The organism is Erwinia sp. (assembly GCF_031978025.1).
Taxonomy (GTDB): Bacteria; Pseudomonadota; Gammaproteobacteria; order Enterobacterales; family Enterobacteriaceae; genus Erwinia.
On the sequence record NZ_DALZCD010000088.1, the window covers coordinates 1 to 14,815 of the forward strand.

Here is a 14,815-nt window from a genome sequence, read left to right on the forward strand (position 1 = left end):
GACCCCCTCACTTTATCGGCAACGGTTGGATCTGTTGCTCCCACTCAGGTAAATGGACATGCTTACAGGATTTACGACAGCTTTTTACTTATCAGAGTCGCCCCTGCGTGGCAGGCCCGATCGATGACGACACTCGGACAGTGCCTGCGAGCCCTTTTTTTGCTGCTGCTGGCGATGGCCCTGGTGTTATGGCTAATAGACTGGGTGCGCGCGCCAAAGCCGCCAGCCGACTTTGCCCAACAGGTTTTTCATACCATTGATGGCCGAACGATCACTGTCGCTGAGCTAAGCGCAAAAAAACCGCTGTTGATCTATTTCTGGAGTAGGGACTGTAACGTTTGCCGATATACCACCCGCAATCTCATTAACCTGAGCGGTAAAGGTTATAACGTGCTGACCATTGCACAACATGCAGGCGACGATATTCAGATTGTCCGCTTGCTCAACGGTAAACACCTCATCATGCCGGTTATTAACGATCCTACAGGCTCGCTGGCTGCCAGCTGGCAGGCTGAGGTGATGCCAACACTATTAATCGTGAAGAAAAACAAGGTGGTGCTAAGCACCACCGGCTGGACCAGCGTCACCGGCATTCAGCTGCGACACTGGTGGGTAAAGAAGTGGTATTAGCCCGACTAACCGCAGTAGACCTGTGTAATTTTATTCTGGCTGTCGCCCATAAAATTTAACCGGTTAAGATTAAAATCCATCGTGACCGCAGCGTTCCAGGGAATCGCACGTACCGGGTGCTCAAAGCGGAGTCCGTCAATGGCGGAAAGCGGCTTGCCGACGTACTGCTGGTAGTCGGAAGCACCGCAGCGGTCCATTTCAGGATCGTTCGGGCCTGACGCTGCGCCTTTCTGCGCGCCCGACTGACATCCCGCCAGTAACAGCACCGCAGCAAAGGCGGTCAGTACTTTCTTATCAATCATGGTCTCTCTCCTCAACGTGCTTTTTCTTGTCGCAAGGGTAGCAGATAAGCGATAGGGTGCAAAAATGCGGCCCCCTCCCTACTCCAGCCTAAAATGGCACTGATTGCTTTTATTTCAGGCAGAAAAATGCGCTACCATTTAAGAATTATCTCAACAGAGGAGCGACCTATGGATCTGATAGTGTTTGTCGCGATAGCGGCCATGATGACGCTGGTGGCGGTGAAAGTCCGTTAATTTACAGCCCGCTTTAAGCGGGCTGTCGATTCAGCTGCAGGCCAGTTCGCCGGGCGCCTCCATCAGCTGGTGGAAATGGTGCAGCGGCATCGGCCGGCCCAGGTAATAACCTTGTCCTTCCTGGCAGGCAATGGCCTGTAGCTGCTGCAACTGCTCCTGAGTTTCAATACCTTCCGCCGTTACCGTTAACGAGAAAGCTTTGCCCAGTCCGATAATCCCCTCCACAATCGACATAGCCTGCGGAGAATGCGGAAAATCGCTCATATAAGATCGATCCATCTTCATTCCGTCAAACGGAAACATCTTCAGATAACCGAGTGAAGCATGGCCCGCGCCAAAATCATCTATCGTCAGTTTTACGCCCAACTCTTTCAGAGACTGCATCACTTCCAGTGCACTTTGCGGATTTTCAAGGGTAATATTTTCGGTTATTTCAAGCTCAAGCCGGTGCGCTTCCAGCCCGCTTGCGGCCAACGCGTTGGCTACGCGCTGCGTCAGATTGCCGCTACGGAACTCTACCGGTGAAATATTCACCGAAACGTACATCGATTCAGGCCAGCCAAGCGCATCGTGGCAGGCCTGCCGGAGCACCCAGTCGCTGATATCAATGATCAGTCCGGTCTCCTCCGCCAGCGGAATAAAGCTATCCGGCATGATCAGACCCAGGCCCGGATGCTCCCAGCGAATCAATGCTTCCGCCCCGTCCAGCTGCATTCCTCTCAGACAATAGCGTGGCTGATAAAAGAGTTTCAGTTCATTTCCAGCGATCGCCTTGCGTAAATTGCGTTCCATTTCGCGGCGTAGCACCAGCTGTTCGGCCATTTCAGCGCTGTACCAGGTCCAGCGGTTGCGTCCTTCCCGCTTCGATTTATACAGCGCGATATCGGCCAGCCGCAGCAGCTCTTCGGCCTGCATGGCATCGTCCGGTGCCAGCGCGATCCCCAGACTCGCGCCAATAAAAATTTCCTGCTGGCCCAGCTGGAAAGGCCGACAAACTTCGTCCAGTAACGCCTGACAACAGGCATCGATCTCCTGCTCGCCATTCAGATCGGATACGATAATGATAAATTCATCGCCTCCCTGCCTGGAGACCAGATCGCCGGCTTTCAGCACGCTGCGCAGCCGGTGCGAAACTTCATTCAGCACGCTGTCGCCCGCCGCATGCCCCCAGGTATCATTGATTGGCTTAAAGTGGTCCAGATCGAGACTGATCAGCACCAGCGGACGTTCCGCCGTTGGCTGAGCCTGTAGCCTGCTCAGCAAGAATTCGCTCATATAGAGTCGGTTAGGCAGGCCGGTCAACGCATCATGTTGTGACAGATAGTGAATACGCGCCTGCGACTCGATTTCCTGAGTGATATCAGAAACGGTGCCACGATAACCACTAATCTGCCCACATGTCTCTACGGCATTGGCCACCAGGCTACAGATACGCTTTTCACCGCTGGCCGACATCGAATAGCAGCGTAGAGTATGACGATGCCCGTCCTGCCGATGTTGAAACAGCCAGTCGGAAACCGCCTGCGTATCATGCTGCAAAATCGCATCGATTGATTTATTCAGCAGCCTGCCGACTTCAAACCCCGTGGCGGCGGTAAAACGTTGAGAAAGGTAGGTCAGCACGCCTTCAGCGTTGGTTTCCCAAATCCAGTCCGACGCGGTTTCGGCCACGTCACGGAAGCGCGCCTCGCTGACGGCCAGCTCGCGCTGGCTGTGTATTAACAGTAAAAAACGCTCGTCACAAAGCCTGGCGTTATGCATGGCATGGTTCATTACGCGTCGCGTTATCCAGGCTAACAGGGCCGTTGCTACCAGCAACAGCGGTAACAACAGCAGTAACAGCGCCCGCCCCGGCTCCTGCGAATCCCAGCGGAGCACCACCGGCATCCCTTCAAATACGTCTTCATGTAAATAAGGCGTGGTCAGCGCGTCCTGCGTGCTGTCGGGCACGCGTGCATTCCGTACGCCGATAGTACGGCCGAACTGCACCAGCTTTTCAGGCGTAAAACGATAGACAAAAACCATTACGGAAGGCGGACCGGGAAGGGTTTTCAGCCCGGACACTTTTCCTGTAGTGACCGGCGCAGCGGCCACGATAGCGGGTGTCGACCCGATGAGGGTATTGAGGGAGGTTGATCCTTCCTCTTTTGCCAACAAGCGTGCCCTGGCGATAAGCGGCACGGTCTGAATACCCAACCAGTTTTCCAGCGGCATATCGTTCAGCTGGCCGTTAACCACGGAATAGACAGTGCGCCCTTCGCCATCGATCACGAAAACGCCGTCGTAGTGGAATTCGCTGTATAAGCCCGGCCCGAGGTTTTGCTGATCGAAGGCCCAGACTTTATCCATCTTCAGATGCAAATGGTTCCAGGCCTCTCCCCAAAAGGCGTAATCGCGGATATTGGTCATCAACCCCTGACGGGCATCCTGCCAGGCGTTGTGCAGCAGAAAACGCTCCTGCTTAATGGATTCATCATTCTGACGCCAGGCAATACCGACGACCATCAGCATGGCAAGCAGCATCACACCACTCATTAACAGAATAAGCGACACGGCTATTCGTCGGGTAATGAAGGCGGATTTCTGGCTGTCAAACATCTGGTGGTTCAGCATGGGGGGCAAATTCATGGACTTCGGACCTTATCTGCAGGCAGGCAAACATATCCCGTTTGCCTGCCCTGACTGCTATCTGAAAATCGCAGGTCCTTTTATCCTTCCAGACGCGATCGTTAATGCACTATCGGCCCGAAAGCTGAACAATTTAGATGCAACGCATACTAATTCTGCCGCCTCGACACGTCTCTTCGCGCTTGCTACCATCCGCTGACGCACTTCTCAACCTCCTGCTAATGAATAAAGAAACGGATAAGGTCACCGAGGCCCTGCTCTGCACAGGTATTTGTCTGATTTGGTATGGCATCACGCTGCTAATCGGCACGGCTCCACTTTATCCTTTTTTAACAGAAAACGGCGTGCTGATGCCGGTACTGTGTCTGGTGGAGTTCAGCGTAATGGTGCCGCTTTGGCGCTGGTACGGTCAGCACTATGCCAGTGTGCCGTCAGGCTCGCTGCGGCTCGGCCAGCTGCTAATCTTTGCTCTTTTGCTGCTGCTGCTGATTTTTTGCCAGTCTTTTTATCTGCAGCCGGAGAGCTGGACCGCTAGCCAGCTGAACAGCGGTGAACGGCTCGAAGCCTGGCGTACGCTGGCCTTTTCTCTGGCGGTGGTAATACTGGCGCCTGTCGCGGAAGAGATTGTTTTTCGGGGGTTTTTGCTTCAGGCGCTGTTAACGCTGGTGCCGGGCCAGCGCCTGGCCTGCGCGCTGCTCACTTCGCTGATCTTTGCTGGCCTGCACACGCAATATGTTCATTTGCTCACGCTGATAGCGCTTACCGCCCTTTCTCTCCTGCTTTGCCTGGCCCGTTTTCATTCCAACGGCCTGAAGCTGCCCGTGGCCCTGCACATGCTGAATAACTTTCTTGGTGTTGCGCCCTGGCTGTGGGCCGCTTTCCTGCGCTAAAAATGGTTAGTGTTTATAACCAATAGGTTTTACTTATAACTATTTCGCATATCGATAGCCGATAATCTACTATTTATCCGGTATGCAGGTAATCTACACTCGCCAACAAATTAAAACAGGGTAAGGAAACGTCATGAAACTTCTGCTTCCCGCCATTGCCGTCGCGCTGGCAGGTTCTTTTGCGGCACAGGCCGCTACGCCGCCGGATACGCTGGTTATTGCGCAGTCTATTGATGATGCTAACAGCTTCGATCCTGCACAAGGCTTTGAACTGACCTCAGTACAGGCGTTTACCAATCTCTATCAGCGTCTGGTCCAGCCAGATCCGCAAAATCCTGTTGACCTGCAGCCCACGCTGGCCAGCTCGTGGCAGCCGGGCAGCGATAACCGCAGCCTGACGTTTACCTTACGTGACGGCGCGAAGTTCGCTTCCGGCAATCCGCTGCGTGCGGAAGATGTCATCTTTTCTCTGGGACGCGTGGTCAAGCTTAACCTGGATCCCTCTTTCATCCTGACCCAGCTGGGTTGGACCAAAGAGAACGTGGATTCGCATCTGAAGAAGATCGACGACAGTCACGTGCAGATTAGCTGGACGGCTGACGTCAGCCCGACCTACGTGCTCAGCCTGCTTGCCGCGCCGGTTTCGTCTATTGTGGATGAAAAAACGGTGATGGCTAATGCGCAAAAAAATGACTTCGGCAACAGCTGGCTGATAGCGCACTCCGCAGGCAGCGGCCCTTATCAGATCCGTAAATATATTCCGCATGAAGTGCTGCTGCTTTCCGCGAATGCTTCTTCGCCAGCAGGCGCGCCAAAACTGAAAAACGTGCTGATTAAAAACGTGCCGGAACCGGCCGCTCGTCGTCTGCTGTTGGAGCAGGGCGATGCGGATATCGCCCGTAACCTGGGCGCGGATCAGATGGCGTCGCTTAAAGGCAAAACGGACGTGAAGCCGATGGCGGTGCCAATGGCCTCGCTCTATTACATGCAGTTTAATATCGACGCCAGTCCGGCGCTGAAAAACCCGGCATTCTGGGAAGCTTCTCGCTACCTGTTTGATTATAAAGGTATCGCGGATGACCTGTTAAAAGGACAGTTCCAGGTGCATCAGTCGTTCCTGCCGCAGGGCTTTTTGGGCGCGCTGAACGATAACCCTTACACTTTCGATCCGGAAAAAGCGAAAGCGATCCTGGCGAAAGCGGGCCTGAAAAATGTCACCTTTAAACTGAGCGTCAGCAACCAGCCGCCTTACCTGGATATTGCTCAGGCATTGCAGGCAAGCTTTGCACGCGGTGGCGTGAAGGTTCAGCTCATTCCAGGCATCAGCACCGAAGTCGCGACGGCCGTGAAGGCGCATCAGTACGAAGCTACCCTGAACGCATGGGGCGCAGATTATTTCGATCCTAACACCAACGCCTCCGCCTTTGCCTATAACCCGGAAGACGGCAGCAAAACCCTGGCCTGGCGCTCTAACTGGCATATCCCCGAGCTGAACAAGCAGACGCTGGCCGCCACGGCGGAAAGCGACAAGCAAAAGCGCATCAAACTGTATGAAAATATGCAGCGTGAAGTGCAGAAAAACTCGCCTTACGTCATTGGTCTGCAGGCACGCAATCTGATTGCGTTGCGCGCCAATCTTAAAGGTTATGTGCAGGGTATTAACCCGGATATGGTCTACTACAGCCAGGTTAGTAAGTAATGGCGCGTTTTACCGCTGAAGCCGGGTCCGCCCGGCTGTTCTGGCTACGCGGTGGCCGTCTGGCGACCGGCCTGGTTTCGCTGGCGGTAACCCTGCTCGGTCTGCTCGCCTTCACCTTTACGCTTTCGCACCTGTCGCCAGTCGATCCCGTGTTGCAGATTGCCGGCGATCACGCCAGCGAATCAACCTACGCGCAGGTTCGACAGGAGCTGGGGCTTGATCAGCCGCTGCTGATGCAGTTCTGGCATTATCTGACCCATCTGGCGCACGGTGACCTGGGCATTTCACGCCTGACGAATTCTCCCGTGGCCAGCGATCTCCTGCGCACGTTTCCGGCCACCATTGAGCTGGCTACCTGTGCCATGATTTTTGGTGCGTTTTTCGGCATTGTGCTGGCGCTGATTGCGGCCTGGAAACCGGGCAGCCTGGTGGACAATCTGGCTCGTCTGATTTCGCTGCTCGGCTATTCCGTACCGGTGTTCTGGCTGGGCCTGCTCGGCCTGCTGCTGTTTTACGCCGTGCTGCACTGGTCAGCCGGGCCTGGTCGCCTGGATGATATCTGGATCTATACGCTGGAGCCTAAAACCGGCCTGGTGCTGATCGACAGCTGGCTCTCCGGCGATCCTGAAATGTTCCGCAACGCCATTGCGCACCTGTGGCTGCCGGTAGTGGTATTAGGCCTGCTGGCGATGGCGGGTATTACTCGTCTGCTGCGCGCTGCGCTGCTGGAAGAGAGCAGTAAAGAGTACGTCACGCTGGCAAGAGCAAAAGGCGCCAGCCGTGGTCGTATTCTATTACTGCACGTTTTTCCTAACGTGCGCGGTACCCTTATTACCGTACTGGCGCTCTCATATGCCACGCTGCTGGAGGGATCGGTGCTGACTGAAACCGTCTTCGCGTGGCCCGGCGTTGGTCGCTATATGACTACTGCCCTGTTTGCGTCCGATACGCCAGCTATCCTCGGCTCTACGCTGTTGATTGGCGGCTGCTTCATTATGCTGAACGCGCTGGCGGATGCGTTAACCTATCTCACCGATCCGAGAACACGATGACGCAAAATCTTTCCGATATTGAAGTTGCTGCGCCGCGCCGCCGCCGTCCACGCGTCACATCATTGGCTATCGGCGGGACGCTGGTGGCTATCCTGCTGCTGGCCGCGCTGTTTGCGCCACTGCTGGCACCTTTCGATCCTAATGCGCAGATTATTTCAGCGCGCCTGCTGCCGCCTTCCTCCGCGCACTGGCTGGGTACCGATGGGTTTGGCCGCGATCTGCTTTCCCGCGTGATTTATGGCTCTCGCCCCACGCTGCTGCTGGTCTCGCTCATCCTGCTGTTAACTATCCCGGTCGGGATGCTGGTAGGCATTTGTGCGGGCTATCTGGGTGGCTGGACAGAACGCGTGCTGATGCGCATTACCGATATTTTCCTTTCGCTGCCTAACCTGGTGATTGCTCTGGCGCTGGTAGCCATGCTTGGCCCGGGCCTGCTTAACGGTGCGCTGGCGCTGGCGCTGACCAGCTGGCCGCCTTTTGCTCGCCAGGCTCGCGCCGAAACGCTGGCGCTGCGCCGCAGTGATTACCTCGCTGCCGCCAGAATGCAGGGCATTAACGGCCTGCGCCTGATGTTCGGCCATATTTTGCCGCTCTGCCTGCCCAGCGCCGTCGTGCGCGCGGCGCTGAGCCTGGGCGGGATTATCCTGTCCGCCGCCGGCCTCGGCTTTCTGGGCATGGGCGTACAGCCGCCAACGGCCGAATGGGGCTCAATGGTGGCTGAAGGCAGCAAGGTCATCTTTGACCAGTGGTGGGTAGCCGCCGCGCCGGGCGGTGCGATCCTGTTTGCCAGCCTGGCTTTTAACCTGACGGGCGATGGCCTGCGTGACCGACTGGATACCCGAAATGCCGACTGATTCAACCCCGCTGGTTGTGGCGGAAAATCTCACAATAAGCAGCGCTGCCGGGGTGGCGCTGGTTAAAGACATTAGCTTTACGCTGGGCCGCGAGCGCGTGGCGCTGGTAGGTGAATCCGGCTCCGGCAAATCGTTGACCGCACGCAGCCTGATGGGCCTGCTCTCTCCTGCCCTGCACTTAGAGGCTTCAACCCTTAGCGTGGCGGGTGAAAACGCGCTGACGCTGAGCGAAAGCCGCTGGAGCCAGCTACGCGGCAGCAAGCTGGCTATGGTGATGCAGGATCCGAAATATGCCCTGAATCCGATGCGCACCATCGGCTGGCAGGTGGCGGAGCCGCTAAAGCTGCACGCTCGCCTCAGCCGCGCCGAGATCAAAGAGAAAGTTTGTGAGATGCTGGATGCGGTAGGCCTGCCGCAGCCTGCACAACTGATGCAGCGCTACCCCCATCAGCTTTCCGGCGGTATGGGCCAGCGCGTGATGCTGGCCATTGCGCTCATTGCCGATCCGCAATTTCTGATCGCCGACGAGCCAACGTCCGCACTGGATCACGCCATGCGCGATCAGGTACTGGCGCTGATCCGTCGGCTGGTAGAACAAAGGAATATGGGACTGCTGCTGATCAGCCACGATTTGCAGCAGGTTTCGGAACATTGTGAGCGTGTGATGGTGATGTATCAGGGCAACATTCTGGATACCCTACCCGCCGCTAATCTGCCGCAGGCTACGCATCCCTATACGCGTACGCTATGGTCCTGCCGCCCGAGTAAGGCTACCCAAGGGACATTGCTGCCAACGTTGGATCGCGCCGCGCTGGAGGCTTACCGTGAGCATGATTGATTTACAAAATCTTAGCGTCGCGCACCGCCAGGGCTATGAACAACGGACCGTGGTGCACGATGTGTCACTTCAGGTCACGGCCGGTGAGTGCTTCGGGCTGGTAGGCCCTTCCGGCTGCGGCAAATCATCGCTGCTGTGGGTTATGGCTGGCCTGAACCCAAGCTGGCAGGGCACGATGACGCTGGCTGGCCATCAGGCTACGCCCGGTAAACCCTTTACCGGACAGCTACGCCAGGATGTACAGATGGTCTTTCAGGACCCCTATGCTTCGCTGCATCCGCGCCATCGTCTGAAGCGCACGCTGGCAGAACCCCTGAAAATGCTGAAGGTGCGCGATATCAATGAGCGCATTGAGCAAGGGTTCCGCCATGTCGGCCTGGACCCGGCGCTGGCCGATCGCTATCCGCATCAGCTTTCCGGCGGCCAGCGTCAGCGCGTGGCTATCGTACGGGCGCTGCTGCTGGAGCCGAAAATCCTGCTGCTGGACGAGCCGACTTCAGCGCTGGATATGTCAGTACAGGCTGAAATCCTTAACCTGCTTAATACCCTTAAGCAGCAGGATAATCTGACCATGGTGCTGGTCAGTCACGATCCGGATGTGATCGATCACATGTGCGATCGCGCGGTGAAAATGGAACGCGGCTATATCAAATAAACGGGCGATGGCTGAACGCCCTGTTCAGCCATAAGCGCTTGATCTGGCTAATATCCTAAATGGCTAACCCTTGCCGGAATTCGCATTTCCCCGCCTCTTGTTTTCCCCTTATAGTCCTGATATCACTCTCTTCAGGATACGCCGATGCGCCAGTTTGCCTCTGCTCTTTTTGCCAGCCTGTTCATTATGCAGGCCCACGCGGCTACGCCAGCCGACACGCTGGTCGTCGCCCTTCCACTGGACGGCATTATCAGCTTTGATCCGGCTGAAAGCTTTGAAACCGTCAGCAGCAGCAGTTTGATCAATCTCTATCAGAAGCTGGTCGATGCCGATCGTAACGATCCTACAAAACTGGCTCCGCAGTTGGCGGCGTCGTGGCAGCCGGGTGAGGGCGAACACAGCCTGCTTTTCACTTTAAAGCCCGCCACTTTCGCCAGCGGCAGTCCGGTCACCGCCGACGACGTGATCTGGTCACTGAGCCGCGTGGTGAAGCTGAATAAAACGCCCTCGTTTATCCTGGCCGAGTTTGGCTGGACACCTGAAAACATTGACCAGCTGCTGATCCGCCGCAGCGACAGAGAGGTGGAGATCCGCTGGCCAGCCAGTATCGGCCGCGAGCTGGCGCTGCGCCTGCTGACCGCGCCAGTGGCTTCCATTGTCGATCGCAAGCTGGCTATGCAGCACGCCAGCCACGACGATTACGGCAATGAGTGGCTGCGTACCCATTCCGCTGGCGGCGGCGCCTACAGCATTCGCAATTTCGTGCCGCAGCAGGCGCTGGTGCTGGAAGAAAACACGCGTGCCGCACCGGCACCGAAGCTGAAACGGGTTATTTTGAAAGGCGTGGCCGATGCCGGTTCACGTCGCCTGCTGCTGCAACAGGGTGATGCGGACGTGGCCTACGATTTAGGCGCGGATCAATTCGCAGCCCTGAAAAATCAGCCCGGCGTCACCGTTGCCAGCTTCCCTTCCAGCCTGGTTTACTATCTTGGCTTTAACACGCAGGATAAGCAGCAGCCTGCTCTAAGTAATCCGGCGCTGTGGCAGGCCGCGCGCTGGCTGGTGGATTATCAGGCTATTTCGCAACAGCTGTTAAAAGGACAGTACCAGGTGCATCAAAGCTTCCTGCCGCAGGGATTTGATGGCGCGCTGGAAAACCAGCCTTTTCATTATGATCTGGCGAAGGCTAAAGCCATTTTACAGCAGGGCGGCATCAGGCCCGGCACCCGCTTTTCTTTAACCATCGTTAACCAGCCACCCTATACCGATGTGGCGCAGGCGCTGCAGGCAAGTTTTGCCAAAGCGGGCATTCAGATTGCTATTCAGCCGGTAGCGGAAGCCGAGGTGTGGGGCAAAATGCGCGGACGGGATTTTCAGTCGATATTTATTTACTGGGGCGCGGACTATATCGATCCCAATACTAATGCCAGCGCCTTTGCCTACAACGTGCCTGGCGGGCCGAAAACGTTGGCATGGCGGCTGGGATGGGCTATCCCACAGCTGAGCCGGGAGACGCGGGCGGCGGCGGCCGAAAGCGATGCACAAAAGCGCAGCGCGCTTTACCAGCAGCTGCAAACGCAGATCCAGCAGGATTCGCCTTATGTGGTGACGCTTCAGGGACAGAAGCTGGTCGGATTACGCAGCAATGTACAGGGTGCACAGCAGAGTATTGGCGTGAACATGCTGTATTACGACGCGGTCAGTAAGCTGTAATCACGAAGCGGGCGGTAAACCGCCCGCCGAAGTATCAGGAGATAGCGGAATCGGCCGAGTGTTTATGCTTATCGGATTCAAAGTGCGTTTTGAACTGCTCATAAATGGAGATCATATTCGACGCATCGCCCTGTAACGGACTGAGCTTACCGGCGCGAACCAGTTCAATAACCAGCTGGAGCGCGGCCTGTTTAGGGCTGCTTGAAGGATGGGCGATTTCTGATGACATAGCGGCTTCCATGGAAAAGGATAAAGAGTAATTTTAACAACTTTCGCCTTTTCCGACAGAATATTTTCTCCGCTTTCCCTAACGGCACGCCTTCCGCTGAGGCTTTTGCCGCACGCTCCTGAAGGTTTTTGGATCCCGATCGATCCGGATCCTGCGTGCAAACGATCCGCTCAGGGCTTATGCATAACTATGCATTAACATAAAACTGTACAGACTTAAATAAAACTTGTACAAGGCATCAAAAAAGTCTACATTCCGTCCGTAACGTATTATGCATTTGCATAGCCTCAGGAAGTGCAGTAGGGTTTCCCACTTCCCGAGGCAATTTTTCCGCCTAAGCCAAATTCCCTTTTTTTCGCTATAGTCTATTTCAGGCTGGCCCTGAAAAAGCAAAACCTCTCTTCTCATCATATAAAATCTGTTGATTTCTCATTAACTTCCTGCTGAAAACCGGCAAAAAATTTACTTCCAGCTATATTAAGAGTTTTCCAGCTGATTTCCCCAGGCTTCGTCCGATATTATGCGTGAAAGCTTGCAGGTCGACGCGTCGGGACGCTACCGTCATAGCTTATGACTGGCAGTGCCTGACAAAAGCAGAGCCGGGCCCCTTCTATTAACTTCTGGCTGTTTATGATGAATGGAATGAACACTTTAACGCTACTGGCCGTACCAGCGCTTTTTGCTATGCTGCTCCCTTTCAACGCGCTGGCGCAAAAAGTGACGCTAACGCTTTCTCAGGAACAGGATGGCGGGTCGGCAGGCCGTGCCTGCCTCTATATCCATCAGGGCCAGGCCGAATATCGTCTCGTCAAACCTGCCGAGATGTGTCCCGGTACGCTGACCATTGAGGCTTCTTCCCACCGCGCCTGACCGCTTTTTTCCTGTCCGGAGATACGTCTGCACGACGGAGTATGTTACCTTTAGCCGACTGGCTATAATCTGACTGCTCGCGTCCGATTACGCTTCCTGACAAGGAGTTGAGTGTTGAAAAAAATGAATATTAAGCTGCTGACGCTGGTAGCCACTTATTTGGTTGTTTTACTGCATACGGCGGCCGTGCCTTTCAGCTATTTCCACCTGGCCTGGTCAGTTGCCGTCATGTATGAGGCACTCGGGCGCATCGCTTTTCCTCTGTTTCTGCTTATTGCCGGCTATGTTTCCCTGAATAAAAATGAATCTTTGCTCAGCACGCTGAAAACTCGCGTGCTGGATTTGGTCATCCCGCTGGTTGCCTGGTCCGTTATCTATATTATTTATAATAAAGAAGTTAACGCGGATACGACACCGGTCAGCCTGCTGGAACTCCTGAGCACGCCTGCTTATCCTCACCTGTGGTTCATCTACACGATGATACTGCTTTATCTGGTCACGCCTCTTCTGAACACGTTTATTCAAAACGGCAGCCAGCAGCGCGTCAATTACACGCTTACCGTCTGGTTTGTGTTGGCTTCGGTTTATATGCTGTTTGACAATGTTAAGGCGAACCTGCTGGAAGGCCACGCAATCCCCGAGCCCAGCAATATCGATATGGTGGTGTACCTGTCCGGTTTTTATATTATTGGCGGGGTGGCAAGGCGGTTCGATATCAATCCTAAAGTCATTATCTCAGGCATTATCTTTATTTTATCTTCGGTTTTAACTGCGGTAATGACCTATTCACTTTCCATCAGCACGTTTGCGCCTAACCCCATTTTTCTGTTCTACTCCGCGCCGACGCTGGTAGTGGTGTCGCTGGCCTGCTTCTTTATGCTGCTGAATGCCCCCTTCCACTACGGCAAGCGTACCGTGCGGCTTATTCACAGCCTGTCGCGTCTGAGCCCTGGGATCTTTTTCGTGCATCTGATGGTGCTGGAGCCGCTGCTGCGTCTACTCCACATCGAATTTGAAAGCTATTCGTCCACGCTGACGATTCCTGCCGTCGCGCTGGTCTGTTTCGTCATCTCTGCTGCCATTATCTGGTTGTTACGGCAGATCCCCTGGGTAAGGCGCATAACCTGAACGTAAAAACGGCCGCTTCTGAAAGCGGCCGTTCTTCCGGCAAACTACCGGGGTGCCACGGACCGTCAGTAACTGGCTGCGGCAAATCTGTGTGGCTGGTTGATTGCTCTTCGGGCAATCCAGTAGAGTAAAATTCGCTCTTCATCATTGTCCTGATCCGCCATCGCTAACAGCTTGAGTGCCAGCGTGGCCTTATTGACAGGCTGCCCGGTGATACTCAGGTCAACCACCGCTTTACCAATGATGTTACACACTTCTTCATCGCTTGAAGCCAGTAGATCGTGATCGGTACTCATCGTCTCCTCCTGTTGCCGGTAAATTTTAAGTCTGGCAGATGCTGGGGAGATTGCCATCTCATAGAGGTTTAAACTGGTTATTTAGATAGTGCCGCTATTTTTAGCTTTTTATAAGGAAATCAGTCACTGAGGGCACTTTCGTCATTTTTTGTTCATATTTCTTAACGAGAAAAAATATCATTACACATTTTTTCGGCCCGCAATTTACCTTAAGTCAGAACAGCGGCAAAATCGCGCCGTTCGGCGTCATCGTTTATTCCGAAAAAAGCAGTAAAACTCTACTTTAAAGTGGATCTTTTTTATGACCAGCGCCGGGCACTTCCCCGCCCTTATGCGTTGTTTTACAGATTGAGATTATTCTGTAATTTCATCTGCCTGCCTCTTACTGCCTGCCGCTCGCCAGAAATCATCCACCTGTAGCGGGCTTTTTACTGCTTTTCTTCTCTGGTTAAAGCTGGATCTGTTTGCACCATTTTCAACCAGAAAAATGCTAAAACCCCCCTTTTAGCGCTATTTGCAACGCAAAGAAATGAAACTAAGCTTTGCGCCAACAACACCTGTTATAACGCCTGAGGATAAGAATAATGAAAAAAACCACTGCGCTGGCTTTGTTCCTGATGATGACAGGCAGCCATGCCGCTTTTGCCGCACCAGCATCCGCTTCAGCAGGCGTCGCCGCCGGTAGTGAAGCCACCACCCTTTCTGCCGGCAACTCCAATGCCGTTGGCGTTGGCGCGGTTGGTGCGCTGCTCGGTATCGCTCTGGCGACCATGGGCGGCGGTGGCAGCGACGGTTCC

The 14,815-nt window shown here is 54.8% G+C and carries 15 protein-coding genes; 11 read left to right on the forward strand and 4 right to left on the reverse strand.

The window, feature by feature from the left end; translation table 11 throughout:
* Nucleotides 1–123: 123 nt before the first annotated feature.
* Nucleotides 124–630, forward strand: coding sequence for a redoxin domain-containing protein (locus RTK32_RS09145; protein ID WP_312043235.1), 507 nt, complete (start codon nt 124–126; stop codon nt 628–630).
* Between the two features lie 5 nt (nt 631–635).
* On the opposite strand, the gene RTK32_RS09150 is transcribed toward RTK32_RS09145, so the two are convergent.
* Together RTK32_RS09150 and RTK32_RS09155 are read right to left on the reverse strand one after the other, a co-directional pair.
* Entirely contained in the window at nt 636–932 is a 297-nt protein-coding gene (locus tag RTK32_RS09150; protein ID WP_312043237.1) for an I78 family peptidase inhibitor, read from the reverse strand.
* Nucleotides 933–1,196: 264 nt separating this feature from the next.
* On the reverse strand, nt 1,197–3,794 hold the full coding sequence (locus RTK32_RS09155) for an EAL domain-containing protein (protein WP_312043239.1): 2,598 nt from the start codon (nt 3,792–3,794) through the stop codon (nt 1,197–1,199).
* A 221-nt stretch (nt 3,795–4,015) separates the two neighbouring features.
* On the opposite strand from RTK32_RS09155, the gene RTK32_RS09160 reads away from it, so the two are divergent.
* The 7 genes from RTK32_RS09160 (at nt 4,016) to RTK32_RS09190 (ending at nt 11,495) form a co-directional block, all read left to right on the forward strand.
* Nucleotides 4,016–4,684 carry a CPBP family intramembrane glutamic endopeptidase gene (locus tag RTK32_RS09160; RefSeq protein ID WP_312043241.1) on the forward strand — a complete coding sequence of 223 codons (669 nt, stop codon included), beginning with the start codon at nt 4,016–4,018 and terminating at the stop codon, nt 4,682–4,684.
* 133 nt (nt 4,685–4,817) lie between these two features.
* Entirely contained in the window at nt 4,818–6,383 is a 1,566-nt protein-coding gene (locus RTK32_RS09165) for an ABC transporter substrate-binding protein (RefSeq protein WP_312043243.1), read from the forward strand.
* Nucleotides 6,383–7,435, forward strand: a complete 1,053-nt coding sequence (locus RTK32_RS09170; protein ID WP_312043245.1) for an ABC transporter permease — start codon at nt 6,383–6,385, stop codon at nt 7,433–7,435. Before RTK32_RS09165 ends, RTK32_RS09170 begins: the two co-directional genes overlap by 1 nt.
* Nucleotides 7,432–8,289 (forward strand): ABC transporter permease, encoded by an 858-nt coding sequence (locus RTK32_RS09175; RefSeq protein WP_312043247.1) that lies wholly within the window; start codon nt 7,432–7,434, stop codon nt 8,287–8,289. The genes RTK32_RS09170 and RTK32_RS09175 overlap by 4 nt, the downstream gene beginning before the upstream one ends.
* On the forward strand, nt 8,279–9,127 hold the full coding sequence (locus tag RTK32_RS09180) for an ABC transporter ATP-binding protein (protein ID WP_312043249.1): 849 nt from the start codon (nt 8,279–8,281) through the stop codon (nt 9,125–9,127). The genes RTK32_RS09175 and RTK32_RS09180 overlap by 11 nt, the downstream gene beginning before the upstream one ends.
* Complete coding sequence (locus RTK32_RS09185) at nt 9,120–9,782, forward strand: ABC transporter ATP-binding protein (RefSeq protein ID WP_312043260.1); 663 nt, start codon at nt 9,120–9,122, stop codon at nt 9,780–9,782. Before RTK32_RS09180 ends, RTK32_RS09185 begins: the two co-directional genes overlap by 8 nt.
* Nucleotides 9,783–9,926: 144 nt before the next feature.
* Nucleotides 9,927–11,495 carry an ABC transporter substrate-binding protein gene (locus RTK32_RS09190; RefSeq protein ID WP_312043251.1) on the forward strand — a complete coding sequence of 523 codons (1,569 nt, stop codon included), beginning with the start codon at nt 9,927–9,929 and terminating at the stop codon, nt 11,493–11,495.
* Nucleotides 11,496–11,529: 34 nt separating this feature from the next.
* On the opposite strand, the gene RTK32_RS09195 is transcribed toward RTK32_RS09190, so the two are convergent.
* Entirely contained in the window at nt 11,530–11,724 is a 195-nt protein-coding gene (locus tag RTK32_RS09195) for a hypothetical protein (protein WP_125288348.1), read from the reverse strand.
* Nucleotides 11,725–12,366: 642 nt separating this feature from the next.
* Here RTK32_RS09195 and RTK32_RS09200 point away from each other — a divergent pair.
* A complete protein-coding gene (locus tag RTK32_RS09200; protein ID WP_312043253.1) occupies nt 12,367–12,594 on the forward strand; it encodes a hypothetical protein in 228 nt (75 codons plus the stop codon).
* A gap of 111 nt (nt 12,595–12,705) precedes the next feature.
* Complete coding sequence (locus tag RTK32_RS09205; protein WP_312043254.1) at nt 12,706–13,722, forward strand: acyltransferase family protein; 1,017 nt, start codon at nt 12,706–12,708, stop codon at nt 13,720–13,722.
* Between the two features lie 65 nt (nt 13,723–13,787).
* Here RTK32_RS09205 and RTK32_RS09210 read toward each other — a convergent pair whose 3' ends face one another.
* Nucleotides 13,788–14,018 (reverse strand): hypothetical protein, encoded by a 231-nt coding sequence (locus RTK32_RS09210; protein WP_312043256.1) that lies wholly within the window; start codon nt 14,016–14,018, stop codon nt 13,788–13,790.
* Nucleotides 14,019–14,602: 584 nt separating this feature from the next.
* On the opposite strand from RTK32_RS09210, the gene yjbE reads away from it, so the two are divergent.
* On the forward strand, nt 14,603–14,815 hold a 213-nt coding region (gene yjbE / locus RTK32_RS09215), incomplete at its 3' end, for an exopolysaccharide production protein YjbE (protein ID WP_312043258.1).